Here is a 24,504-nt window from a genome sequence, read left to right on the forward strand (position 1 = left end):
CCCTTAATTGCTTAATTTTTGAGGCCAAGTTATGACTATCTCAAGCTTAACTTTTAAACCCGTTACCAACTGGGTTAGCCAGTTATCCATTAAAAACATGCTTCTACCCTTGGTGGGGATTCTGGTATTTCTTGCCTTTTGGCACGTGGGCGCCAGCAAAATTCAAACGTCATTAGGTACTTTCCCTGGCCCTGCTGCCGTTTACGAACAAATGCAAAACTTGGTTGCCGATCACCAGCGTGAACGGGAAAAAGAAGCAGAGTTTTATGAGCGCCAAGAAAAGCGTAATGCTGCTCGTATTGAAAAAGATCCAACCTATGAGCCAACGGTTCGTCCATACACAGGCAAGCCCACTTTCTTTGACCAAATCGGCACCAGCCTTTACACAGTGCTCGCCGGTTTCTTGCTAGCAAGCTTAATCGCCATCCCCGGTGGTATCGTCATTGGCTTGAACACCGCGGTTTACAACGCGTTTAACCCTCTTATTCAAACCTTTAAACCGGTATCGCCGTTAGCGTGGCTACCCCTTGTTACCATGGTGGTCAGTGCCGTTTACGTGTCCGACGATCCAATGTTCTCCAAGTCATTTTTGACTTCCATGTTTACCGTGACCCTTTGCTGCCTATGGCCAACTTTAATTAATACCGCGGTAGGTGTCGCAGCAATCGACAAAGACCTATTAAACGTGTCGAAAGTACTACGTTTGAACTGGTTAACCCACGTTATCAAAATTGCCATTCCATCTTCTATCCCACTGATGTTTACCGGTCTGCGTCTATCACTTGGTATTGCTTGGATGGTGTTGATCGCTGCCGAAATGCTGGCGCAGAACCCTGGTCTCGGCAAGTTCGTTTGGGACGAATTCCAGAACGGCAGTTCACAATCCCTTGGCCGCATCATGGCCGCGGTAATCGTCATTGGTCTGATTGGGTTCTTACTCGATCGCACCATGCTCATGATTCAACGATACGTGTCTTGGGACAAATCCCAAGTGTTGCGATAAGAGGAAATTACCATGTCGACTTACTTAGATATTAGCCATGTATCAATCGAATTCCCGACGCCAAGAGGATCATTCAAAGCCCTAGACCAAGTAGATCTGAAGATTGCTAAAGGGGAATTTGTATCTCTTATTGGGCACTCCGGTTGCGGGAAATCAACCGTTCTAAACATTGTTGCCGGTCTCTACGACGCCACCGAAGGCGGTGTCATGCTTGGTGGCAAAGAAGTAAAAGGCCCTGGGCCCGAGCGTGCTGTGGTATTCCAGAACCACTCTTTGCTGCCTTGGTTAACGTCTTATGAAAATGTTGAGCTAGCCGTGAAGCAAGTATTTAAAGGCAAGATGAACAGGAAAGAAATGCACGATTGGATCTGCCATAACTTAGACCTAGTGCACATGGGTCACGCCAAAGACAAACGTCCTTCAGAAATTTCTGGCGGTATGAAACAGCGTGTCGGTATCGCCCGGGCGTTGGCAATGGAACCCAGCGTTCTTCTGATGGATGAACCATTCGGTGCATTGGACGCCCTAACCCGTGCGCACTTGCAAGATTCCTTGATGGAAATTCAAGCGGATCTAAACAACACCGTCATCATGATCACCCATGACGTAGATGAAGCCGTGCTGCTTTCCGATCGAATTGTCATGATGACCAATGGCCCGGCGGCGACCGTGGGTGAGATTCTGCATGTGGATCTTGAACGTCCTCGCGATCGCTTAGCGTTAGCCAATGATCCCCGCTACGTGGATTACCGTGCCCAAGTCTTGACTTTCTTGTACGAAAAACAAAAGAAAGTCGAACCACTGGATAAGCACCGCGAAGCGAAAAAGACACCGATTGTTCGCCCTAGCGCGAAACAGGCTTAACAGGACATTCCTATGCGCGAACATTTGGTCATTATCGGCGGCGGCATGGCAGGGGTAAAACTAGCCAAGACCCTGAGCGAACAAGAACAGCATCTGTATGACATTACCTTGATCAGTGAAGAAGCCAACGTTGGCTATAACCGCATCATGCTGTCTCCACTACTGGCTGACGAAATTTCCGAGTCAGATATGGCGCTGGTTGACTTATCTGCAATGCAGCAGTCAAACGTCAATATTCTTGCTGGCACCCAAGTGACCAAAGTAAAGCTAGACAGCAGCCAACTGACGCTATCAAACCGGCAGATTTTGAGCTTCGATAAACTGGTATTCGCCACCGGCTCGCGCTCACGTATGCCAGAGAGCAGTGAACAACTGCACGAAAACCTAATCGGCTTTCGGGATTTAAACGATGTTGCCAAGATGGCTAATCTACCAGACAACAGCTCAATCGTAGTTGTCGGCGGGGGGCTGCTAGGACTTGAGGCCGCGGTTGGTTTAGTGAAACGGGGGCATCGCGTTACCGTGGTGCACCGTTCTTCACACCTATTAAACCGTCAGCTGGATACCCAAGCGGCTGCGTTACTGCAAGCCGAACTGGAAGCACAAGGGGTGCATTTCATTCTGCTCGATGGTCTTAAAGAACTGATTGATGAAGGCACAAACCGTATCAAGCGCATTAGTCTGAACTCAGGACGGGAATTAGATACTGACTGTGTCGTGATGACAGCAGGCATTGTACCGGAAGTCAGCGTGGCAAAAGACGCAGGCCTTGAGGTCAACAAAGCCATTGTGGTCAACGAGTGGTTAGAAACGTCTTGCCAAAATGTGTTTGCCCTTGGGGAATGTACCGAATACCGCAAACAAACCTTTGGCTTAGTGGCCCCCATTTGGGATCAAGTGGATGTGTTGGTCGCACGCTTGGTAGGAAGCCATAAAAACTACCGCGGGCCATTTCAAGTTAAACCGACACCAGTGAAATTAAAGGTGTCAGGGATCAACCTATTTTCGGTGGGTAATTTGGATGAATTCGAAGGCGGGCAATCGTTCGTGTTCAAAGACCCAAGTGCTCGCCACTACCGCCGCCTAGTGGTCAAAGATGGCAAATTAGTCGGCGCAATTCTGTTTGGCAATGTTGCCGATGGCGGCTGGTACTTCCAGCTAATTCAAAACAATACCGATATAACTCCGTTCAGCGATCGCCTGCTTTTTGGCGAAACCTACTGCCAAGCCAGTTAAGCTGAATTCACCATTAGGATTGAATTATGTCTACTACAACTTTACCCATCGGTGCAAAACCACGAATCGTCGTCGTAGGTAACGGCATGGTCGGACACCACTATGTTGAACAACTGATCGAAGCCAACGCGCAAGATCATTATGAGATTTTGGTTTTTGGCGAAGAAAAATACATCGCCTATGACCGGGTGCATTTGAGCGAATACTTCACTGGTGCAACCACAGAAGATTTGTCACTTACCACCACCGGATTCTACGAGCAAAACGACGTTCAGTTTTACGCTGGCAACAAGGTCGCCGGCATCGATGCCCCTACTCGTACCGTTACTTTAGAAAACGGCAATGTGGTTCATTACAGTGCATTGGTCTTAGCAACGGGCTCATACCCATTCGTCCCGCCAATTGAGTCCCATTCAACGGAAAATACCTTTGTTTACCGTACCTTTGATGACCTAGATGCCCTTAAGGCCTGCGCAGCAAACAGCAAAGTGGGCACCGTTGTAGGTGGTGGGCTACTTGGTCTTGAAGCCGCTAACGCCCTAAAAAGTCTCGGCCTCGAAACCCACGTTGTAGAGTTCGCGCCACGCCTAATGCCGGTTCAGCTTGACCCAGTTGGTGGCCGTACTCTGAAGAACATGATTGAAGGTTTGGGAGTTTCTGTCCATGTGGATACGGCGACGCAAAATATCATCGCCGGCGAAACCTGCTTCCATCGTATGAACTTCACCAATGGTGAACATCTTGAAACCGATTTGATCCTTTACTCAGCGGGTATTCGTCCTCAAGACGCGTTGGCGCGCAGCGCTGGTTTAGCAGTCGGTGCTCGCGGCGGTATTGTCGTTAATAACTTCTGCCAAACGTCACAAGAAAACATCTACGCCATCGGCGAATGTGCCCTTTGGAATGAGCGTATTTTTGGTCTTGTTGCGCCGGGTTACACCATGGCGAAAGTGGCCGCAGATCACTTGATTAGCAAGACCGGTAAAAAGTTTGAAGGTGCTGACATGAGTACCAAACTCAAACTATTGGGCTGTGACGTGGGTTCCATTGGCGATGCGCACCAAGCGACACCAGGCGCGACATCGTTTGTTTATCACAACGAACGCAAAGGCGAGTACCGTAAAATTGTTGTATCCGAAGATGGCAGCAAGCTGCTTGGTGCCGTGCTGGTGGGTGACAACAGCTACTACGATACCCTACTGCAATACTATTTGAACGGCATTGATCTACCGAAGAACCCAGAGTCACTGATTCTACCTAACACCGGAGATGCACCAGCACTGGGTGTCGACGCCCTTCCTGCCACCGCGTCGATTTGTAGCTGTCACAACGTGACCAAAGGCGATATCGCACAAGCCGTTGCCAATGGCGCATGTAGCGTTGGGGACGTTAAAGGCATGACAAAGGCGGCAACGGGCTGTGGTGGCTGTGCGGCACTACTGAAAAAGGTGGTCGATAACGAATTGTTGGCGCTAGGTGTGGAAGTCAGCACAGACATTTGTGAACACTTTGCCTACACCCGCCAAGAACTATTCCATTTGATCAAAGTGGAAGAAATTAAGTCCTTCCAAGATCTACTTCATTCGCATGGCAAAGGCCATGGCTGCGATATTTGCAAACCAACGGTGGGCTCCATTTTAGCCAGCGTCTGGAATGACTATGTATTGGATGCCTCCCATGTAGGCCTTCAAGATACCAACGACCGCTACCTAGCAAATATGCAAAAAGACGGCACTTACTCCGTCGTACCACGTATTCCGGGCGGAGAAATTACGCCGGAGGGACTGATTGCCATCGGTGAAGTGGCGAAACGCTACAAGCTTTACACCAAGATCACTGGCGGTCAGCGTATCGACCTATTTGGCGCCACACTTTCTGATCTGCCTAAAATCTGGGGCGAGCTGATTGATGCCGGTTTTGAAACGGGTCAGGCCTACGGTAAGTCGGTGCGTACTGTGAAATCTTGCGTTGGTAGCACTTGGTGCCGTTACGGCGTCAATGATTCGGTTGGCATGGCGATTCGTATCGAAGAACGCTACAAGGGCTTGCGAGGCCCACACAAGATCAAGTTCGCTGTCTCCGGTTGTACCCGCGAATGTGCCGAAGCACAAAGCAAGGACATCGGCGTGATTGCTACCGAAAAAGGCTGGAACCTGTACGTGTGTGGTAACGGTGGTATGAAACCCCGTCACGCGAACCTATTCGCCACCGACCTTTCCGATGAAATGCTGATCAAGTACATCGACCGGGTCTTGATGTTCTACGTGCAGACAGCAGATCGTTTGCAACGTACCTCCGTGTGGATGGATAACCTAGAAGGTGGTTTGGAATATTTACGTGATGTGGTGATTAACAACAGTCTAGGCCTCGCCGAAGAGTTGGAACTGCAAATGCAACACATCGTCAACACCTTCCAATGTGAGTGGAAAACTACCCTGAATAATCCACAAGCACTGAAGAAATTCCGTCAGTTTATCAACACAGATGCCGCCGATGACCACGTACAGTTCGTTGAAGAACGTGGCCAAATCCGTCCGGCGACGGAAATCGAAAAATCTCAACTGATTGCGACTGTAAGCTAGGAGCGTACTATGAACTTTACTTATGTATGTGACATTTCCGATCTCGATTTAGACGTTGGTGCGGCGGCTCTCATTAATGGCCAACAGATAGCTTTGTTTAAGGTAGCGAACAATCGGGTTTTCGCTATTTCTAACTGGGATCCAATCGGTAAAGCGAACGTGCTCTCTCGTGGTATCGTGGGTGATCTTGATGGCGACTTTGTCGTCGCAAGCCCTCTTTATAAACAACACTTCTCACTTTCTACCGGGAAATGTCTAGAAGAAGACGTTTCTGTGCAAGTTTGGCAGTCAAAAGTGGAAAGCAGTAAAGTATTCGTAGCCGTAGAGTAGCTTTAATAACAATTAAGCAAGCGCTGCGTGCAATCCGTATAGCCCGCCTTATCCACAACATGCTATGTTTGGTATGAGTCTGATTGTCGGAGCGCTGCCTACGAGGAGAACACACTGTGGCCAACCAACTGATAGACCGCTTTGGTCGTAACATTGACTACCTGCGTATATCAGTGACGGATCGCTGTGATTTTCGTTGTACCTATTGCATGGGGGAGGATATTGAATTTCTTTCCCGTGACAAGGTATTGAGCCTAGAAGAAACCTACCTGTTAGCCCGTACCTTCGTCGAGCTCGGCGTAAAACGTATTCGTGTCACCGGTGGTGAGCCTCTGGTACGTAAGGGCATCATCCGCTTGTTGGAACAGATCGCAAAGCTACCCGGCTTAGATGAACTGACTATCACAACCAATGGCTCCCAGCTCACCCGCTACGCTAGGCCATTATTGGATGCCGGCGTCGCCCGCATTAACATCAGCTTGGATACCCTAAAGCGTGAGCGATTTTTGCAGCTCACCCGGCGCGATCAGCTTGATCAAGTATTGGCGGGAATTGATGCGGTAGCCGCTCTCCCTTTCCAACGCTTAAAGCTGAATGCCGTGGTATTGCGGGACCGCAACTTTGATGAAGTTGGCGATTTAGCTCAGTTCGCTATCGATCGCGGCATGGATATCAGCTACATCGAAGAAATGCCACTAGGCGTGATTCAAGATCATGATCGTGCTAAGTGTTATGTTTCCAGTGATGAAATTCGCGCAAAACTGTCAGAGCAGTTTCAGCTTGTTCCCGTCGCTAGCAAAACCGCCGGTCCAAGTGACTATTATCAACTGACTAATAGCACGAGCCGTATTGGCTTTATTTCCCCCCATAGTCACAATTTTTGCGGCGACTGCAATCGCGTCAGACTAACCTGTGAGGGGCGTTTATTACTCTGTTTGGGCAATGAGCACTCGATGGATTTGAAAACCATTATCCGCACCAATCCAGATCATGATGCCTTACGCAAGGCCATTATCGGCGCCTTGGATTTAAAACCCGAAAAACACCATTTCAATCTTGATCAAGAGCCAGATATCATCCGCTTTATGAGCGCCACTGGCGGTTAACCCATTAATAAGGCTTGTTATGAAAACTCCATCTCCATTTCGTCCATTAAATATTTGTGTATTAACGGTATCGGATACTCGCGGCCTTGCCGAAGATACATCGGGGGAAGCTCTAGTTACCTTGCTGCAAGATGCAGGTCACCAATTATATGACCGTAAAATTGTAAAAGACGATGTTTATGCCATGCGTGCTGTGGTTTCCAACTGGATCGCAGACAGTGAAGCCCACGTCGTCTTGATTACCGGCGGTACTGGCTTTTACTCTCGTGACAGCACCCCTGAAGCTATTAGCCCATTGCTGGATAAGCACATCGATGGTTTTGGCGAGTTATTCCGCCAGATTTCTTATAACGAAATCGGTACCTCAACCATTCAATCTCGTGCTCTAGCAGGCCTTGCTAATAAGACCTTAGTGTTCTGCCTACCCGGTTCTACTGGCGCTTGCAAAACAGCTTGGAATGGCATTATTCAGGAGCAGCTGGACTCCCGTCACCGTCCATGTAACTTTGTTTCTATGCTACTTGGCCCACTACAAGGTTAATTTTCAGGAGCCACCATGCTGTTAGCTTTCCATGACGCACTGACCAAACTGGCGCAACAAACCGAAGTTTTGGCGACATCCCAGGTATTACCCTTGGCACAATGCCGTCAACGCTTTGCTGCGAGTGACATTCATGCGCCAATCCAAGTACCACCAGCAGCGAACAGTGCGATGGATGGCTATGCCCTGCGGCAGGAAGATTGGCAAGAAGGCGCACCGCTACCGGTAAGCCAGCGCATTCCGGCAGGACACGCTCCTAGTGAATTAACACATGGAACCTGTGCCCGAATCTTCACCGGTGCCGAAATTCCACCGGGGGCAAACTGCGTGGTTATGCAGGAAAATACCGAAATTGTCGATGACGGTTTAGTACAGTTTACCAAAGCACCGATTCCCGGCGACAATATCCGCCCAGCCGGTCAGGATATTGAAGCGGGACAGATTGTGTTACGCCGTGGGGAGCAAATCTCCCCACGACATATCGGTATGTTAGCCAGCCTTGGCATTACCGAGGTTGCAGTTTATGAACCGTTGAAAGTTGGCGTGCTGACTACCGGTGATGAGCTCATTATGGGCAATCAACCACTTGGGGCGGGACAAATTTACAACAGTAACGGCCCTATGTTGTGCGCCTTGATCGAGGAATTGGGACATCAAGTCGTGATGGTACGCCACAGCGAGGACAAAGCCGACGCCACCATCGCAACTTTGAAAGAGATGGATCAGGACTGCCATGTGATTTTATCCTCTGGTGGGGTTTCCGTCGGTGAAGAAGACCATGTAAAAAATGCCATTGAAACCATCGGCAACCTATCCTTCTGGAAGGTAAATATTAAACCCGGCAAACCCCTCCTATTCGGACAATTGCCTAACGCTAAATTTATTGGCCTACCAGGGAACCCCAGCTCGACCCTGGTGACGTTTCACTTATTTGCTCGCTATGTGCTGACTAAAGCCGCAGGTGGTAACGCAACGCTACCGCTAACCTTTAAGGTAAAAGCGGGGTTTACTCGCTCTAAAACAATCTCTCGCGATGAGTTTATCCGCTGCGCCATTCAGAATGGTATTGCCACACCTCACCCGCAACAAAGCTCTGGTGCCCTGTTTGCCGCTTGTGCCACCGATGGCTACTTGCACGTGCCAGCAAATCATCACATAGATCAAGATTCTGAATTCGACTTTTTCCCATTTTCTGGATTCTAGGCTAGTCTGAAGCTATACACAGTGATGGCAAATGCCTAGAGGTAAACAATGCGGGACAAACAGTGGGAACAGGCGCTTTACGACCATCAACATGCCATGATCAAGCGGCTGGATAGTCATCGTAAAAAGGACAAAACAGACAGTTTAACCAGTGACGAAATTATGGCGGTGGAGCATGCTTTCCAGTTACTGGTAGCCTCGATGCTGGACTTAGCCAAGTACGTGCTAAAAAATCACTACCAAGTAAACATTGAAAATCGTAGCGAAGTGTTGGCAAGCTTGCTTGAACACAAAGAAGTGACGTTCGAACAGGGGGAGCAAATTCGTGCTTTAGTTGAGCTTCGCGATAAAATTCTCTATGACTATTTAGAACAGAATTTTGAGACCCTTTCCGAAGCATTAGCCCTACGTCGCTACGGTTTAGTGGAAGTGTTAACCAAAGAATGGACAGCTCGACTCGGCGAGTAACCCACACCGACTCCATCGGCGTGGGTTGATTCTGGTTCTAATAAGGCTGGTTAAACCATCTCGCGAATTTCTTGGCTCGTCAGACCCAGCAAATACAAGATGCCATCTAATCCTAGATTGTTCAGCGGGCACGGAGCCTGCTGACGTACAATAGGTTTGGCATGAAGCGCCACCCCTAAAGCCGCTTGGTTAAGCATCAACAAATCGTTGGCTCCATCACCACAGGCGATGGTCTGTGACCAGTCTGTGTTGGTACGTTCAACTAGGTCTCCGAGCAATTCTTTTTTCCGGGCCGCATCGACGATTGGGCCGAGGTGCTTCCCTGTTAACTTGCCATCGATGATTTCTAGTACATTGGCGTGGACTTCCGCCATGTTGTGATCGGCTTTTACTCGGTCAGCAAAATAGGTAAAACCACCGGATAAGATCGCCGTATGCCAGCCAAAATGGTGCAGTACCCTCATGAGGGTCGAGATGCCATCCATATGCTCAATGCGCTGATAAACACCATCCATTACTTCACTACTCAATCCATTTAAGAATGACAAGCGGCGCACAAAGCTTTCCGTAAAGTCAATTTCCCCGCGCATGGCGCTTGCTGTGACTGCGGAAATTTGCTCACCAATGCCCATCTCGACAGCCAACTCATCCATGACCTCAGCTTTAATCAAGGTGGAATCCATATCAAATACAGCCACACCACCTGCTCGGATATTGGGTGTCTGCTGTTGCAGTACGTGGTCAACCTGGGTCTCATCACTCCAATGCAATAATTGCTGACGCATAGTGGCAAGCTGGGCCTCGGGCAGCACAGATGACAATTGCCAGCGTTCCACGGCAATAGAATCACTTGTTTCCGTTAGTTGAGTTGTTTTGAAAGTAAGTGCTTGCTCACCAAGCCAATTGGCAAGTTGCTGACGATGGTGATCTTCAATCGCCCCAATCAAAGTAATCGATGCAGACATAGCTGTCTCCTGAATAGTGGTGGGCGTACTATAGCAAATCCGTTTCATTTCGCTAAGAGAGGTGAACTTGCTAAAGAATTCCTCCATCTGACCGACACCCTGTGTATACTAAATAATTGTTCACGCTCAATTTGTACCAAGGATGTGAATGGCCTGCTCATGAAACCGGCATCAATAATGGTTTTCCTACGCCAAAAACTGTCCGCTGCCAGCATCACACTGACCGCATTTGTCACTGTGATGGCGCTTACTATGGCCACGATTTGGTTTACGATTACCACCTCCCTCAGCGATTATCTCAACCAACAAACGGAAGTGCTTGGCAACAGCTTAGCCACTCAAGCTGCTTTTAACGCGACTCAGTCCATTCTCACTAATGACCTGCTGAGCCTAAACGTGCTGCTAAACCGTTTGGTGATAAATGAAAATATTCTTAGCGCTCGGGTATACAACAAGAAAGACGAGTTGTTAGCCCAAGCCAGCAGTGCCAATATCCCACTGGTGAATGATGAAATGCGCCCTACCGATGAACATCGCGTTTATAGCTCATCGGTGAGATTTCGGGATGAGGTGGTCGGTCACGTACTCATTACTTTGGATAAAACGCCAGCCCTATCAACCCTATCACGTCTTGGAAATGCCCTGTTCGGCGTAGGTCTATTCCTTACCGTTCTATTTTCTCTGGCCATGTTGCTGTTGATTCGCTGGCTCTACACGCCCATCCAGCAACTTAGTGATGCTCTACTCGCGTTAAACAGAGGCACCCGAACTGCGCCGCTGCCTAACCTTATTTATGTGGAAGCCAACGAGTTACGTACTCAAGTCGAAACCCTACAGTCAATTGAGCAGATTCCAGAGCCTGAGCAAACTCCTTCCCACGAGGATCACTCAAGTCACGAAGATAGCATTGCCGCTCAAAAAACTGAGACCCAAATCGAGTTTGATTTCGACCGTATTATTGAAGAGTCGCAACGGGAAAACTGCGTACTCTATTTTAGGATGAAAAACCTGCAAGACTGGAACGAACAAATGACACCACTGCAGGTGGCGAATTTGTTGACTCCAGTATATCGAGCTTTATTTTTGTGCGCGGAAGAATATCAAGGCCAAGTACATCAGTACGAAAACGATGGTGTGTTGGTATTCTTCCAAGCGAAAGACTGCCAAGACAATCTGTTTATGAATGCGGTCTGTACTGCACAACTGTTTCTGAAGCTACACGAATCCCTTGCAGAAACAGAGTTGTACGCCGATGTGCCAAACTTAAATGTGCATGTGAGTTTGCATAAGGGCAACGAGCATATTGCCAACATGATGGCACATCATTACTTCGACCCAAGTGAAATGCGTGCTCTACTGATCGAAGCGAGTGCCCTCAATCAATCCCAAGTGGTTAATCGCCTGTTGCTCAGTGAGGCGATTATTACGGTGCCGGAGATTCAAAATCGTGTTGTTACATCGCTACCCGATGTCATTGAAATCGAGGAAGAAGAATTTCTTGCCTATGAAGTGAAAGACGTAGCAGAGAAATATCGCAAGCGTATTCAAGAGAAACTAGAACAAACGGAGCTTACCTCCCCTAAAACCAAGGACGACGAGGATACTTTCCCCCTATTCGCTAGCTAATTTCCAATCAACTTTGTGTACCCGTGATTCCCGTAAGTAACTAGGACAAACAAAAAAGTCGCCAGCAGGCGACTTTTTTATACTTAGAGTGGCGTATCACTGCTCAAAATCAATCACGTCATCTAAAGACAAACCACGGTTTTGCAATAGTAATCGCAGTTTGCGTAATGCTTCCACTTGAATTTGTCGCACTCGCTCCCGGGTTAAACCAATTTCAGCACCCACATCTTCAAGGGTGCTCGCCTCGTAGCCTCGTAGTCCAAAACGTCGGGCGATAACTTCTCGCTGTTTTTCATTCAGTTGGTCTAGCAGGGCTTCAATATTATCGTGCACGTCCCCATCTTGACGGTCTTGCTCAGGGCCATGCTGCTGGGTGTCTGCCAACACTTCCACTAGGCTCTTATCGTTATCTAGACCGCTCACCGGCGAATCAATTGAGCTGATACGTTCGTTGAGACTGAGCATTTTTTGCACGTCCTCTACAGGACGATCCAGCATTCGCGCAATTTCTTCTGGGCTTGGCTCATGATCCAATTTTTGCGTAAGCTCCCGGGCTGCACGAAGATACACGTTAAGCTCTTTCACCACATGAATCGGTAAACGAATTGTCCGCGTCTGATTCATAATGGCACGTTCGATCGTTTGACGTATCCACCAAGTCGCGTAAGTTGAAAAACGGAAGCCCCGCTCCGGATCAAATTTCTCCACGGCTCGGATCAATCCTAAATTACCTTCCTCGATTAAATCGAGTAGGGATAGGCCTCGGTTCAAATAACGTCGGGAGATCTTCACCACTAAGCGCAAATTACTTTCAATCATGCGTTTGCGAGCGGCTTCATCTCCTTTGAGAGCCAAACGGGCGAAATAGACTTCTTCCTCAGCCGTTAGTAGCGGTGAGAACCCGATTTCACTTAGGTACATTTGGGTCACATCCAGTGACTTACCGGCATCACCATCTTGGCCATAACGCGCGTTCACCGCTGATTCAAAGTCTTCTTCATCGGTGCTTTCTGCATCATCGAGCTCAAATTCTTCCAACTCTGGAAGAATATCGTCAATCGCGTTTTCGTTTTCCATATTATTGGTTTTCATAGCGTCCTCCTGGCCAAATCGTTGTTGTTATAATGTTGGCAGAACTTTTAATGGGTCTATGGGTTGACCATCCCGACGTACTTCAAAATGCAGGATCGGCCGCTCATTGCCTTTACCACCTATGATCGCCAGCGCGTCACCCTGCTTCACCGACTGCTTCTCTTTTACCAAGATACTGTCGTTGTAAGCATAGGCGCTTAGATAAACGTCGTTGTGTTTCACAATCACCAAATTACCGTAGCCAATCAGGTTATTGCCCGCATACACCACAACGCCATCTGCTGCCGCTTTCACTCGGGAATCTTCTGTCCCCTTAATATCTATACCTTTACTACTTACCCCTTGGCTTGAAAAGCCCCTAGTGACCTTTCCGGTCACCGGCCAAGCCCAAGTGACGGCCATATTTGCCGTTGCTGTATTATTGGACGTCGGTTTTGAGCTGGAGTTCCCGTTAACTTTGACCGTCCTAACCACTGGTTTGCTCGGTTTTTCAGCACTACTTACTGGACTCGCCACGGGAGCCTTTGTAACACTAGTAGCAGGGCTTTTTGAAGCTGTGGAAGTGGCGGTAGTAGTCTTTATTGGGGGGGCAGCTGCTTTTTCTTTTAACTGAATTTTTTGTTGCGGATAAATAACATAGGGGCTATCAATACCGTTATATTCTGCAACTTTTCGGTAGTCTAAACCGTAATTGAAAGCGATCGAAAACAGCGTGTCCCCTGGCTGAACTCGGTAAACGCCATCTGTAGGAACATCACTCACTCGGGGTGCAGTACGTCGATATTCCGCATCGGGATAGTGAAAGCTATCATAGGCACAACCTGTCACAAAGACGCACAAAAACAGCAACCTGACCGTTTTTGTCAGTTCATAACCCCATTTATTGAGTATGAGCTTTAACGTCAAAACAACCTGTCCTTGTGACCAATGTAAATATTTTAGAGATTTTTTATATAGTTTCGTTATTTTCGTGACGAAACTTTTTCCAGCAAGATTACCAAGCCCGCACCCAGCAGCATTAATACTAATGGTATCAACAGGTCACCGATCATTTGGAACTCCGGTAACTGCCAAGGCAACATGCGAGCTTCTACCGCCGGGATAGTCTTATCACCGACTTGGATGGTCTCCAAAGTCATTTTCCATGGCCATACCTTCACTAACGCTCCCAGCATAATGCCGGTCAACAATGCCAGTGTGTGACTCCGGTGCTGATGCAGCAAATAATTTAGCACTTTCGCAAATGATAACAGCCCAACCACAGCACCCGCGGCAAATACGGCGATGGTAAATAGATCCAGCGTCTTTATGGCCGTAATCACATAACCATACATGCCTAACATCAATAGGATAAAGCTACCTGAGATACCCGGTAAAATCATAGCGCAAATCGCAATTACGCCGGAGAAAAACACCATTGGGGTATTGACCGTTACCTGAGTCGGAACCAGTAATGACAATACCGCACCAACAACTCCCCCCAACAACATCAATAACCAAGTAGCACTGTGCTTTTGTGGAATCATTTTCAGCAGGATGTATGCCGATGCTAGGATCAGACCGAAAAAGAAACTCCACAATAAGATCGGCGAGTTTGCTAATAACTCGCTCATGACGCCGGCCAAGGTAAAAATACTAGACCCTATACCCAGCACTAACACTAGTAGGAAAGTACCGTCAAAGTGACGCCATACACCTTTCAGATTGCGTTGGCGCAATAGTTTTAGCGCTTCACCATTTACCTGGCTTAAGGCTCCGATAAGACGATCATAGATCCCGACGATGAACGCAATCGTACCACCAGAAACTCCTGGCACAATATCAGCCGCACCCATCAATACGCCACTTAGATATACTCTGAGCCATTCAGGCATCTACTTTTCCTTCTAGTAAAGGTACAAACTGGGCTGGTGTCTGCTCTAGACGCTTCCAGCGCTCCCCTTGTTTCTGCCAACAACCGATAGAAGAATACTGCTCTTCCTCGATGGGCATAATCAAAATACCGCCTTCTTTTAAACAATTGGTCAATGCTAATGGCACTTTATTCGCCATAGCGGTGACAATAACGGCATCCATTTGGATAGCAAACGGCCATCCGAGGTTCCCATCACCATGGTGAAACTCGACGTTTTGCAATCCCATTTTTTGTAATCTCACCGTTGCCATATCAAAGAGAGCTTTTTGCCGCTCAATGGTGTGCACCTTATTAAAGAAATAAGATAACAAGCATGTTTGGTAACCTGAACCAGTACCCACCTCTAGCACCCGCCCAAGACGGGAGTATTTCAACAGCCACAAAGTCATTCGTGCCACTGTTAATGGCTGACTGATGGTTTGATTGCGCCCGATCGGCAATGGGGTCGGGGAATAAGCCAGATGGGAAAAAGCTGGCTCCACAAATTCATGGCGCGGAATGCTCGCCATGACACTCAATAACTCGGGATGATCAATCCCCTCGGCCACGAGGGTGTCGATCATGGATTGTACCCGCGCCTCGGTACCTTTTAGGAAGTCACTGATGGCATTGGACATTAACAGCTAACACTCTCCAGCCAGTCGGATAATTGGGATTTTACGCTCTGATGTGTCATATCGGCATGGAGTGGCGTAACTGAAACCCAACCCTCATGAATTGCGTAAAAATCTGTTTCTGGCCCAGCATCATCGGGCTCTGATAGCGCCCCAATCCAATAGCTTTCCACCCCTCTTGGGTGTTGTGCCGAAATCGCTGGCTGTGCTTGATTACGATGTCCCAAGCGAGTGGCTTTCATTCCCTTGATTTGCTCATAGGGCACATCAGGAACATTTACGTTGAGAATGCTTTTTGCTGGTAAACTTAAGCGTTCACTTTGCTGCAATAAAGTTAGCGCAACCTTAGCAGCAGTATCAAAATACTGGTTCCCTACCAATGAAATTGCGATGGCTGGACGGCCTAAATGGCGCGCTTCCATAGCGGCGGCGACGGTGCCAGAGTAGATCACATCATCACCCAAATTAGGACCATGGTTGATGCCAGAAATCACCATATCAAATTGACGATCAAAAACGCCGGACAACGCCAAATTCACGCAATCCGTCGGCGTACCGTCCACTTTGAGCTGATTGGGTGTTACCCGTACCGGTGTTAATGGCCGAGTTAGGGTTAACGAATTGCTGGCGCCACTACGATTGCGATCAGGGGCAACAACAAATACTTCATAGTGCCGCCCTAGCAAGGTAGCTAAGGTCTGAATACCGGTCGCATCCAGACCATCATCATTGGAGATTAGAATCCTCATGGTGTTGCTCTATCGATTTATCATTTAAGTCACACAGCTCTCGCAACAAAGTTGTCGCAAAGGCTCCCTTGGGAAGGCTAAAACCCAGCAACAATTGGTCGTCAGGTAGCAATTCCCACGCCATATCATTCGCCATAAGACGCGTTGCGCGCCCATCTCGGGCAAAGTCAAAGGTGATCAGGCCTTGTAGCAAACGCTGCTCATCACGATAGCTGTGTTCCATTGCCTTACGACGTAACTCGCTGGCACCGAGTTGCCAACCATCGCTAATAAGAGGCAACACAGGGTGAATTTCCCCTAATTGCCAACGGCGTAATAGCATCGCGTCCAGTTGCTTTATCCGTTGCTGCTGTGGTGCATGTTGCGGTTGCACGATATCCCCAGCAAACAACTTGTCCCAGATTCCGGCTTGAACTTGATCTGCCAAAGCAATATTGAAGCACCATGAACGCATTGCAGAAAGCCAGAAGGATTCGGTTTTCTCTAACTTGCGACTATTTTTTCGGCCCGCCTCAACCATGGCTCGTCCCTGGACTAAGTTATTGCCTTGGATGCCAAATCGCTGGTTTCCATAGTAATTCGGCACCCCAGCTTGCTGAATCAGGGCTAAACGCTGCTCCAACTCATCTTGATTGCCTTCTAGTTGGCGTAAGCGGATGAGAAAACGATTCCCGAGGTGACCACCCGTTTTGAGCTTTTTATGGTGCCGTTCTTGGCGTAACACCCGGATTTTTTCGGGTTCGCTAAATACTGTCTCAAGAGGTTGAAAGTCGATATCGTGTTGCAGGTGGATACAAAACCATTGGCTGGTCAACGCATGGCGATCTTTTGTGCCGGCATAGCTGACTTGTTTCAAGGAGACATTGGCAAACTGAGCGATACGTCGCGCCAGATACTCACTATTCACCCCCTGCTTTTCGATCCAAAGATAGACAAACTCACCGTGTCCGCTGGGCTCAGTGCCTAGTATTTCTTCTACTACAAAGTCCGCAAAGTAGGTTTTTAAATCCGCTCGTAACTGAGGCTTTGTCCAAGCGTAGGGCCAATCTAGGTGGTTCAACATAATCAAGACGCTCGGTACAATAACGCCACCGCTTCTACAGCGATCCCTTCTTTGCGGCCGGTAAAACCCAGCTTCTCGGTGGTCGTCGCTTTCACATTCACAACCCCCATCTCTACTTGCAAGTCTGCGGCAATATTGGCGCGCATAGTGTCAATATAGGGACGCATTTTGGGCGCTTGGGCAATAATGGTGACATCTACATTCGCAACCAACCAACCTAACTGCTGTACTTCAGCCAACGCTGCCTTTAATAACTCCCGTGAATCTGCGCCTTTAAACTGAGCATCCGTATCGGGAAAGTGCTTGCCGATATCCCCAAGTGCAGCCGCGCCTAATAGGGCATCAGTCAGAGCATGTAGCGCCACATCCCCATCCGAGTGAGCGATTAGACCATGTTCATACGGGATCTTGACTCCACCAATGACGATATGGTCACCGTCACCAAATTTATGCACATCAAAGCCGTGCCCAATACGAAATGGCACCATATTCAGCTCCTGTTTATTTATCTTTTCGATGAATATCGAGTAGTGCTTTAGCGATAACTAAATCGTCGGGCACAGTGATCTTGAGATTACTCGCTTCACCCTCGACTAAATCTGGTTGCCAGCCTTGTAATTCCATCGCTGAGCTTTCATCGGTAATCCCAATGTCTTGTTCTGCTGCGGCGAAAAGCGCTTCATAGAGAGCCAACAAAGGAAATTTTTGCGGCGTTTGTGCCTGCCAAATCACGCTGCGATCAACCGTCCCACTGGCACGTTGCTGGTCCGCCAACTTCAGCGTGTCCTTACAAGGAATCGCCAATAAAGCACCTTGCTCCCCTTGGTGATTCATCAGCCGTGTTAACGCCGCTGTTGAAACCAAAGGACGAGCAGCATCATGAACAAGCACAAAATCTTCATCAGGGACACCAAGCGCCATCAATACCTGCAATCCATTCATGACCGTATCAGAACGCTCCTCACCACCGTCATAACGAACCACTTGTGGATGGGTTGACCACTCTGAGTGGGGCCAATATTCATCTTCTGGGCTGACACCCACGACTACACCGGCTATTTGCGGATGATCGATAAACTTACCGATAGTGATATCAAGCACGCTGCGCTCATTGAGCAATAGATATTGCTTGGGTATATTGCCACCCATGCGTTTGCCTACCCCAGCAGCGGGGATAATTACCCAAAATTGTGTCATTACTTTTCGACCATCCGATAAAAAACTTCGCCTTCCTTGATGTATTGCAGCTCTGTTCGAATGTGCTCTTCTACCGCGTCTTCCCCTTGGCGTAAATCGCGCACTTGGGCACGCAGGGCTTCATTACGTTGTCTTAGCTGCCCATTAATACTTTCTTGATACTGTATTTGTTTGGCTAATTCTTCTTGTCGCTGCATACCCTGCTCACCCCACACTAACTGATAGGTTAGGTAGACCAACAAAGAAAACATCAGCGCCAGTAATATACGCAGGATCATGATCGCCTAAAGTCACTCAACAAAAACAGTCCAACATTATTCCGCTTTTCAGCTGATAAAAAAATAAAAAAGGGAGAACTAGGTTCTCCCTTTTGCTTTCAGATCAAAAATTATGCCTGACCTTTGATTTCAGAACGACCTTTGTAAGGCGCTTTCTCGCCTAGTTGCTCTTCGATACGTAGCAATTGGTTGTACTTAGATACACGGTCAGAACGACATAGGGAACCCGTTTTGATTTGGCCCGCTGCCGTACCTACTGCTAAGTCAGCAATGGTCGCATCTTCGGTTTCACCAGAACGGTGAGAAATAACCGCTGTGTAACCAGCATCTTTCGCCATCTTGATAGCTTCTAGGGTCTCGGTCAAAGAACCAATTTGGTTGAATTTGATCAGGATAGAGTTAGCAATACCTTCGTCGATACCACGCTTCAGAATCTTGGTGTTAGTTACGAATAGGTCGTCACCAACAAGCTGGATTTTATCCCCTAGAATCTTAGTCTGGTAGGCAAAGCCCGCCCAGTCAGATTCATCTTGGCCGTCTTCGATAGAAACGATTGGGTATTCATTGCAAAGCTCAGCAAGGTAGTCAGAGAATTCTTCTGACGTGAAAACTTTGCCTTCGCCTTTCATGTTGTACTTGCCATCTTCGTAAAACTCAGAAGAAGCACAGTCCATCGCCAAGGTAATGTCTTTACCTAGCTCGTAGCCTGCCGCGGCAACCGCTTCCTTGATTACTGCTAATGCTTCCGCATTAGAAGCAAGATCAGGAGCAAAGCCCCCTTCATCACCTACTGCAGTATTCAAACCACGGGCACTCAGTACTTTCTTCAGAGCGTGGAAGATTTCCGCGCCGTAGCGTAGCGCTTCGCGGAAGTTAGGCGCACCCACTGGCTGAATCATGAACTCTTGGATATCAACGTTGTTATCCGCGTGCTCACCACCATTGATGATATTCATCATTGGTACAGGCATTGAGTAAACCCCTGGTGTACCGTTGATGTCAGCAATGTGTGCGTACAAAGGTACTTTCTTAGACACTGCCGCCGCTTTAGCCGTCGCCAAAGACACCGCTAGGATAGCGTTTGCACCGAATTGAGATTTGTTTTCTGTGCCATCAAGAGCGATCATGATGCGATCGATTTCGGCTTGTGCCGTAGCGTCTTTACCCAGTAGTGCTTCACGGATAGGACCATTTACCGCAGCAACAGCTTTTAGTACGCCTTTGCCAAGGTAACGGCTTTTATCACCATCACGTAGTTCCAAAGCTTCACGAGAACCGGTAGAGGCACCAGAAGGTGCACACGCTGTACCAAAAGAGCCGTCCGCTAGGATTACGTCAGCTTCCACGGTTGGGTTACCACGTGAATCCAGAACTTCTCTGGCCTTGATATCAACGATTTGACTCATAACAAACCCCTTTATGTAAATGAAAAATTGGCAAACAGATGTTCGCTGAAATTATTTTTCTTTTCCTGCATATTTCAGTGCGGCGTGAACAAACGCACTGAACAGGCCGTGCCCGTATCTTGGTGTCGAGGTAAACTCTGGGTGGAATTGACACGCCACAAACCATGGGTGATCGTCAATTTCGACCATCTCTACTAGGGAGTTATCCGCCGACCAACCAGAGATGGTTAAGCCCGCTTCCTGCAATGCAGGAACATAGTAGTTGTTTACTTCATAACGGTGACGGTGACGTTCGCTGATGACTGGCTGGCCGTATGCTGCAAAAGCTTTAGTGCCTTCTACCAAGTTACAGTTTTGCGCGCCAAGACGCATAGTGCCACCAAGATCGGATTCCTCTGACCGGATTTCTTTGGAACCTTCTGAGTTGACCCATTCAGTGATCAGGCCGACTACGGGATTCTCTGTTTTTAAATTAAACTCGGTGCTGTGGGCACCAGTTAGATTTGCCACATTGCGGGCAAATTCGATTACCGCTACTTGCATACCCAGACAGATACCCAAGTACGGGATTTTGTTCTCACGGGCATATTGAGCAGTGCGAATCTTGCCCTCTACCCCACGCTCACCAAAGCCACCAGGAACTAGAATAGCGTCCATACCTTCCAGAATACTAGTACCCTGCTCTTCTACTTTTTCAGAGTCAATGTAGTGCAATTTGACCTTGGTGCGGGCATGAATACCAGCATGATCCATGGCTTCGATCAAAGACTTGTAGGCATCTAACAATTCCATGTATTTACCTACCATGGCGATGTTAACCTGCTTTTCTGGATTCAGTTTTGCTTGGGCAACCTTGTTCCAGATTTCCAAATCAGCGATGTTACAGTCCAGATTAAAGCGCTGTACGATCAAGCTATCTAGGCCTTGATCCGCCAGCATTTGGGGAATTTTGTAAATAGTATCCGCATCTGGCAAGGAGATAACAGCGCGCTCATCCACGTTGGTGAACAACGCAATCTTCTTACGCTCTGGCACTTCAATTGAAACTTCAGAGCGACATACTAGGATGTCTGGCTGAATACCGATAGAACGTAACTCTTTTACCGAGTGTTGCGTCGGCTTGGTTTTCGTTTCGCCAGCAGTACGAATATAAGGCACGAGAGTTAGATGCATGAACAACGCACGATGGGAGCCTAATTCCACTTTTAGCTGGCGCACAGCTTCAAGGAAAGGTTGTGACTCGATGTCGCCTACGGTTCCACCAATCTCAACCAAGGCAACGTCAGCACCTTCCGCACCAGCGAGTACACGACGTTTGATTTCATCGGTAATGTGCGGAATAACTTGGACAGTGCCACCAAGGTAGTCACCGCGGCGCTCTTTTTGCAATACATGCTGGTACACGCGACCGGAGGTGAAGTTGTTCAGCTTGGTCATTTTGGTGGAGATGAAGCGCTCGTAGTGACCTAAGTCCAGATCTGTCTCAGCGCCGTCTTCAGTCACGTATACTTCACCGTGCTGGAATGGGCTCATTGTGCCTGGGTCTACGTTGATGTAGGGGTCCAGTTTCAGCATGGTGACTTTTAGACCACGGGATTCTAGGATCGCTGCCAATGAAGCAGATGCCAATCCTTTACCAAGTGATGAAACCACGCCGCCTGTGACGAAAATATATCGTGTCGCCATGAGTGTTAAGCCCGCCTTAAATTGTCAAAAATGGATACGAAATGCAGTAAGAATGTTTACTTTAGGACGGGAGCAAATGATAGCAGGGAATCGCCTTGCTTGGAATCAAAGATGCAATAAAGTGACTCGAAGGGATAGGGCGTTACGATTAACGTCCCTGCATACTGATGGGGACTTCCAGTAGATTATCTTGGTCTCGCAATGGCTGCCCCACCATTTCGTCATAGGCGCTTTGGTGGCATAACACCATACTGCCGACAGACATACCTTCGAACTGGGCAAGTAAATCTAACTTATTGTGGCTACGTAAAAATTTGCCGGGCGTGCTAAATACGTAGTGCTCGTCTTCCCCCACCAAAATAGAGACCTGATATAGGTTAGACTCCAGTGAATGGATACGCACTTTATCCACGTGAGGTAACTGCTTAACTTCGTTTATTAACATGTTAGGTCTCCTAGCCCCTTTTTTTGAGGCATACGATCGGGACTGCAAACTGGATCAGCGATATATTTTCCTTAGTTGCTGCGCGAAAAAATATTAGTCTCCCATGGCATTATGTGGTTTTATTTCGACACCAAAGGTTTAGATAGCGACTGATTTACCCCATGCAAACAGCTAAGAAAAAGAAAGGTGGCTTTCTCGCCAATCTTGCTTTCAACATTTTTATCCCAGTTTTTATCCTCAGTAAATTTAGTGGTGCGGATGATCTAGGGCCAGTCAATGCTCTTATTGTCGCGCTCGCCTTCCCCTTTCTCTATGGCCTATGGAGTTTTAAAGAAGAAGGAAAGGTTAACTTTATCTCAGTGCTCGGTGTTTTAAGCGTGCTCATGACCGGTGGGATTGGATTACTACAACTCGATCCTGCCTATGTGGCGATCAAAGAAGCCGCTGTACCGGGGATTATTTTCATTGTCATCGTGGTCAGCAATCAGACCCGCTTCCCGCTAGTGCGTAAACTGCTGCTTAATGAAGAATTTGTAAACCTGCCAAAGTTGCACGATGCCTTAACCAGACATAATGCCTTGGCACGTTTCGAGGAAAAGGTGAAAGTGGGCTCCCATGTGGTCGCCGCGTCATTTTTATTGTCTTCGTTCCTTAACTACGTATTAGCCAAATGGATCGTTGTGAGCCCTGCCGGCACCGAAGCCTTTAATGAGGAAATTGCCAAAATGACTGCGTTAAGCTTCCCGGTTATCGCACTCCCTTGCACCATCGTGATGATGGGGGCCATCTTTTATATTTTTCGCCAGATTAGCCTACTAACTGGCGAAAAAATCGAGAATTTTCTGATCAGTCAATAATCTGGCATTCGTACGGCCATGGCAAAACTCCATGGTCACGCCACTGCACCTTTCCCTGCCAGTTAGGGTGCTGCCACAAGGTGCCAATGGCGACCAGCTCATTATTTACAAACAAGTACGGTAGTTGTTCGCGCCACCAATGGGGAATCTGGCGCTCCTGCAACCACTTTTTCAATGGTCTGTGTTTACCATTAGCGAGCAAGAGTTTGATGCCCTCTGGGCGTTTTCCTAACTGAACTGACTGATCACAGCAAATACTAAAAGCAACTTGTTCCTGCCATTGATGTGGCGTCAACGTAACTAGGCTAGGTTGCTCTGCTAAAGTGGACATCACAAATATTCTGCCTTTGAAACGACGAATAACAGACTGCCCAATTTGGCATTCTGGCATTCCATCCGCTTCGCTAGCGAGCATAGTGACCAATGCTTGCAACTGCCCTTGGGTGACATTGATATCCTGACCTTGCAAATACTGCTGCATCCAAAATGCAGGCTCCGACTCAGGTAAAGATGACCAGCTCAAGCTACCATCAGGAGCTAAGAATTTCTCCAATTCACGCCGCACCAATCTCTGATGTATTGATAAATCTTGCTGCCATTGCTCCGCCTGTTGCGCCACTTTTCCGGCAATTTGGGGATTAAATTGCTGCCATTTCTCCACGACCTCATGGCGGAGCAGATTGCGTCGATAAACAGTCTCCTGATTGGACTCGTCTTCAACCCAATCTAGATTGTGGCACTGGGCGTATTCTAGCAGCTGAGATCGACTAAAAATCAACAGGGGCCGAACAATACGCCACTTTCCCTGTTGACGAGTTGCAGGTATGCCACCCAAGCCACGCAAGCCCGTACCCCGCTCCAACCGCATCAATAAGGTTTCTAATTGATCGTTAGCATGATGGGCCTGTAACAGTACATCGCCAGCATTGAGATGCAGATCAAAGGCTTGATAACGGGCTTGGCGCGCTGCCAGCTCCAATGAACCCTGATCTGAAACGGTTACCCGCTCGGAGCGGAATGCCACCCCTAAGTCGGCACAGACTTGCTCACAATGCTGTTGCCAAGAGTCGGCGTTGGGGCTGAGTTGGTGATTCACATGCAAAGCACGCAAGTGTTCCCGCGCGACACCGGTGAGATGAGTAGCAGCCAAGTGCAACAACACATGGGAATCCAAGCCTCCGCTGTAAGCGATAACCACCCTTCCCTCAGTTTGGCTAAGAGCTTGCCAGTCCAAAGCTAACATTACGCTACTCACCTGATTATTCACCTATCAACTCA

25 protein-coding genes are annotated in these 24,504 nt (G+C 48.1%); 11 read left to right on the forward strand and 14 right to left on the reverse strand.

Annotation, left to right across the window (positions count from 1 at the left end):
- Window positions 1-31: 31 nt before the first annotated feature.
- The 9 genes from FJM67_RS07190 (at window position 32) to FJM67_RS07230 (ending at window position 9,333) form a co-directional block, all read left to right on the forward strand.
- Window positions 32-1,003, forward strand: coding sequence for an ABC transporter permease (locus tag FJM67_RS07190; RefSeq protein ID WP_140588113.1), 972 nt, complete (start codon window positions 32-34; stop codon window positions 1,001-1,003).
- A 12-nt stretch (window positions 1,004-1,015) separates the two neighbouring features.
- On the forward strand, window positions 1,016-1,867 hold the full coding sequence (locus FJM67_RS07195) for an ABC transporter ATP-binding protein (RefSeq protein WP_140588114.1): 852 nt from the start codon (window positions 1,016-1,018) through the stop codon (window positions 1,865-1,867).
- A 12-nt stretch (window positions 1,868-1,879) separates the two neighbouring features.
- Entirely contained in the window at window positions 1,880-3,103 is a 1,224-nt protein-coding gene (locus FJM67_RS07200; RefSeq protein WP_140588115.1) for an NAD(P)/FAD-dependent oxidoreductase, read from the forward strand.
- A gap of 26 nt (window positions 3,104-3,129) precedes the next feature.
- Complete coding sequence (gene nirB / locus FJM67_RS07205) at window positions 3,130-5,685, forward strand: nitrite reductase large subunit NirB (protein ID WP_140588116.1); 2,556 nt, start codon at window positions 3,130-3,132, stop codon at window positions 5,683-5,685.
- 9 nt (window positions 5,686-5,694) lie between these two features.
- Entirely contained in the window at window positions 5,695-6,015 is a 321-nt protein-coding gene (gene nirD / locus FJM67_RS07210) for a nitrite reductase small subunit NirD (protein ID WP_140588117.1), read from the forward strand.
- A gap of 116 nt (window positions 6,016-6,131) precedes the next feature.
- Window positions 6,132-7,121 carry a GTP 3',8-cyclase MoaA gene (gene moaA, locus FJM67_RS07215; RefSeq protein ID WP_219845927.1) on the forward strand — a complete coding sequence of 330 codons (990 nt, stop codon included), beginning with the start codon at window positions 6,132-6,134 and terminating at the stop codon, window positions 7,119-7,121.
- Between the two features lie 19 nt (window positions 7,122-7,140).
- A complete protein-coding gene (moaB, locus tag FJM67_RS07220) occupies window positions 7,141-7,662 on the forward strand; it encodes a molybdenum cofactor biosynthesis protein B (protein WP_140588118.1) in 522 nt (173 codons plus the stop codon).
- Between the two features lie 15 nt (window positions 7,663-7,677).
- Window positions 7,678-8,865, forward strand: a complete 1,188-nt coding sequence (locus FJM67_RS07225; RefSeq protein ID WP_140588119.1) for a molybdopterin molybdotransferase MoeA — start codon at window positions 7,678-7,680, stop codon at window positions 8,863-8,865.
- Between the two features lie 48 nt (window positions 8,866-8,913).
- On the forward strand, window positions 8,914-9,333 hold the full coding sequence (locus tag FJM67_RS07230) for a HepT-like ribonuclease domain-containing protein (protein ID WP_140588120.1): 420 nt from the start codon (window positions 8,914-8,916) through the stop codon (window positions 9,331-9,333).
- Between the two features lie 50 nt (window positions 9,334-9,383).
- Here the strand turns inward: FJM67_RS07230 and serB are convergent, their stop codons facing one another.
- The gene (gene serB, locus FJM67_RS07235) at window positions 9,384-10,298 is read right to left on the reverse strand and encodes a phosphoserine phosphatase SerB (RefSeq protein WP_140588121.1); all 915 of its coding nucleotides are present in this window, start codon (window positions 10,296-10,298) and stop codon (window positions 9,384-9,386) included.
- A 177-nt stretch (window positions 10,299-10,475) separates the two neighbouring features.
- Here serB and FJM67_RS07240 point away from each other — a divergent pair, with 177 nt between their 5' ends.
- The gene (locus FJM67_RS07240; protein WP_235890011.1) at window positions 10,476-11,924 is read left to right on the forward strand and encodes an AhpA/YtjB family protein; all 1,449 of its coding nucleotides are present in this window, start codon (window positions 10,476-10,478) and stop codon (window positions 11,922-11,924) included.
- 96 nt (window positions 11,925-12,020) lie between these two features.
- On the opposite strand, the gene rpoS is transcribed toward FJM67_RS07240, so the two are convergent.
- From rpoS to FJM67_RS07300, 12 genes are all read right to left on the reverse strand, one after another.
- Window positions 12,021-13,016, reverse strand: a complete 996-nt coding sequence (gene rpoS, locus FJM67_RS07245; protein WP_140588123.1) for an RNA polymerase sigma factor RpoS — start codon at window positions 13,014-13,016, stop codon at window positions 12,021-12,023.
- A gap of 27 nt (window positions 13,017-13,043) precedes the next feature.
- Complete coding sequence (locus FJM67_RS07250; protein WP_140588124.1) at window positions 13,044-13,922, reverse strand: peptidoglycan DD-metalloendopeptidase family protein; 879 nt, start codon at window positions 13,920-13,922, stop codon at window positions 13,044-13,046.
- 56 nt (window positions 13,923-13,978) lie between these two features.
- Window positions 13,979-14,890, reverse strand: a complete 912-nt coding sequence (locus tag FJM67_RS07255; RefSeq protein ID WP_181161446.1) for a DUF368 domain-containing protein — start codon at window positions 14,888-14,890, stop codon at window positions 13,979-13,981.
- Entirely contained in the window at window positions 14,883-15,548 is a 666-nt protein-coding gene (locus FJM67_RS07260) for a protein-L-isoaspartate(D-aspartate) O-methyltransferase (protein WP_140588125.1), read from the reverse strand. The genes FJM67_RS07255 and FJM67_RS07260 overlap by 8 nt, the downstream gene beginning before the upstream one ends.
- Entirely contained in the window at window positions 15,548-16,294 is a 747-nt protein-coding gene (gene surE, locus FJM67_RS07265; protein ID WP_140588126.1) for a 5'/3'-nucleotidase SurE, read from the reverse strand. Before surE ends, FJM67_RS07260 begins: the two co-directional genes overlap by 1 nt.
- Window positions 16,272-17,357: a tRNA pseudouridine(13) synthase TruD gene (truD, locus tag FJM67_RS07270; RefSeq protein ID WP_140588127.1), complete on the reverse strand. Its 1,086-nt coding sequence runs from the start codon at window positions 17,355-17,357 to the stop codon at window positions 16,272-16,274. Before truD ends, surE begins: the two co-directional genes overlap by 23 nt.
- Before the next feature lie 2 nt (window positions 17,358-17,359).
- Complete coding sequence (gene ispF, locus FJM67_RS07275) at window positions 17,360-17,845, reverse strand: 2-C-methyl-D-erythritol 2,4-cyclodiphosphate synthase (protein ID WP_140588128.1); 486 nt, start codon at window positions 17,843-17,845, stop codon at window positions 17,360-17,362.
- A 13-nt stretch (window positions 17,846-17,858) separates the two neighbouring features.
- Window positions 17,859-18,554, reverse strand: coding sequence for a 2-C-methyl-D-erythritol 4-phosphate cytidylyltransferase (gene ispD, locus FJM67_RS07280; protein ID WP_140588129.1), 696 nt, complete (start codon window positions 18,552-18,554; stop codon window positions 17,859-17,861).
- Entirely contained in the window at window positions 18,554-18,832 is a 279-nt protein-coding gene (locus FJM67_RS07285) for a septum formation initiator family protein (protein WP_140588130.1), read from the reverse strand. The genes ispD and FJM67_RS07285 overlap by 1 nt, the downstream gene beginning before the upstream one ends.
- A gap of 110 nt (window positions 18,833-18,942) precedes the next feature.
- Window positions 18,943-20,238, reverse strand: a complete 1,296-nt coding sequence (gene eno, locus FJM67_RS07290) for a phosphopyruvate hydratase (RefSeq protein ID WP_140588131.1) — start codon at window positions 20,236-20,238, stop codon at window positions 18,943-18,945.
- 51 nt (window positions 20,239-20,289) lie between these two features.
- Window positions 20,290-21,924 carry a CTP synthase gene (locus FJM67_RS07295; protein WP_140588132.1) on the reverse strand — a complete coding sequence of 545 codons (1,635 nt, stop codon included), beginning with the start codon at window positions 21,922-21,924 and terminating at the stop codon, window positions 20,290-20,292.
- Between the two features lie 148 nt (window positions 21,925-22,072).
- Complete coding sequence (locus FJM67_RS07300; protein WP_140588133.1) at window positions 22,073-22,369, reverse strand: DUF6482 family protein; 297 nt, start codon at window positions 22,367-22,369, stop codon at window positions 22,073-22,075.
- A 161-nt stretch (window positions 22,370-22,530) separates the two neighbouring features.
- On the opposite strand from FJM67_RS07300, the gene FJM67_RS07305 reads away from it, so the two are divergent.
- Window positions 22,531-23,226: a VC0807 family protein gene (locus FJM67_RS07305; protein ID WP_140588134.1), complete on the forward strand. Its 696-nt coding sequence runs from the start codon at window positions 22,531-22,533 to the stop codon at window positions 23,224-23,226.
- Here the strand turns inward: FJM67_RS07305 and tilS are convergent.
- Entirely contained in the window at window positions 23,216-24,481 is a 1,266-nt protein-coding gene (tilS, locus tag FJM67_RS07310) for a tRNA lysidine(34) synthetase TilS (RefSeq protein ID WP_140588135.1), read from the reverse strand. The two genes, FJM67_RS07305 and tilS, sit on opposite strands and share 11 nt — an antisense overlap.
- Between the last annotated feature and the right edge of the window lie 23 nt (window positions 24,482-24,504).

Source organism: Maribrevibacterium harenarium (assembly GCF_006385675.1).
Classification (GTDB): Bacteria; Pseudomonadota; Gammaproteobacteria; order Pseudomonadales; family Marinomonadaceae; genus Marinomonas; species Marinomonas harenarium.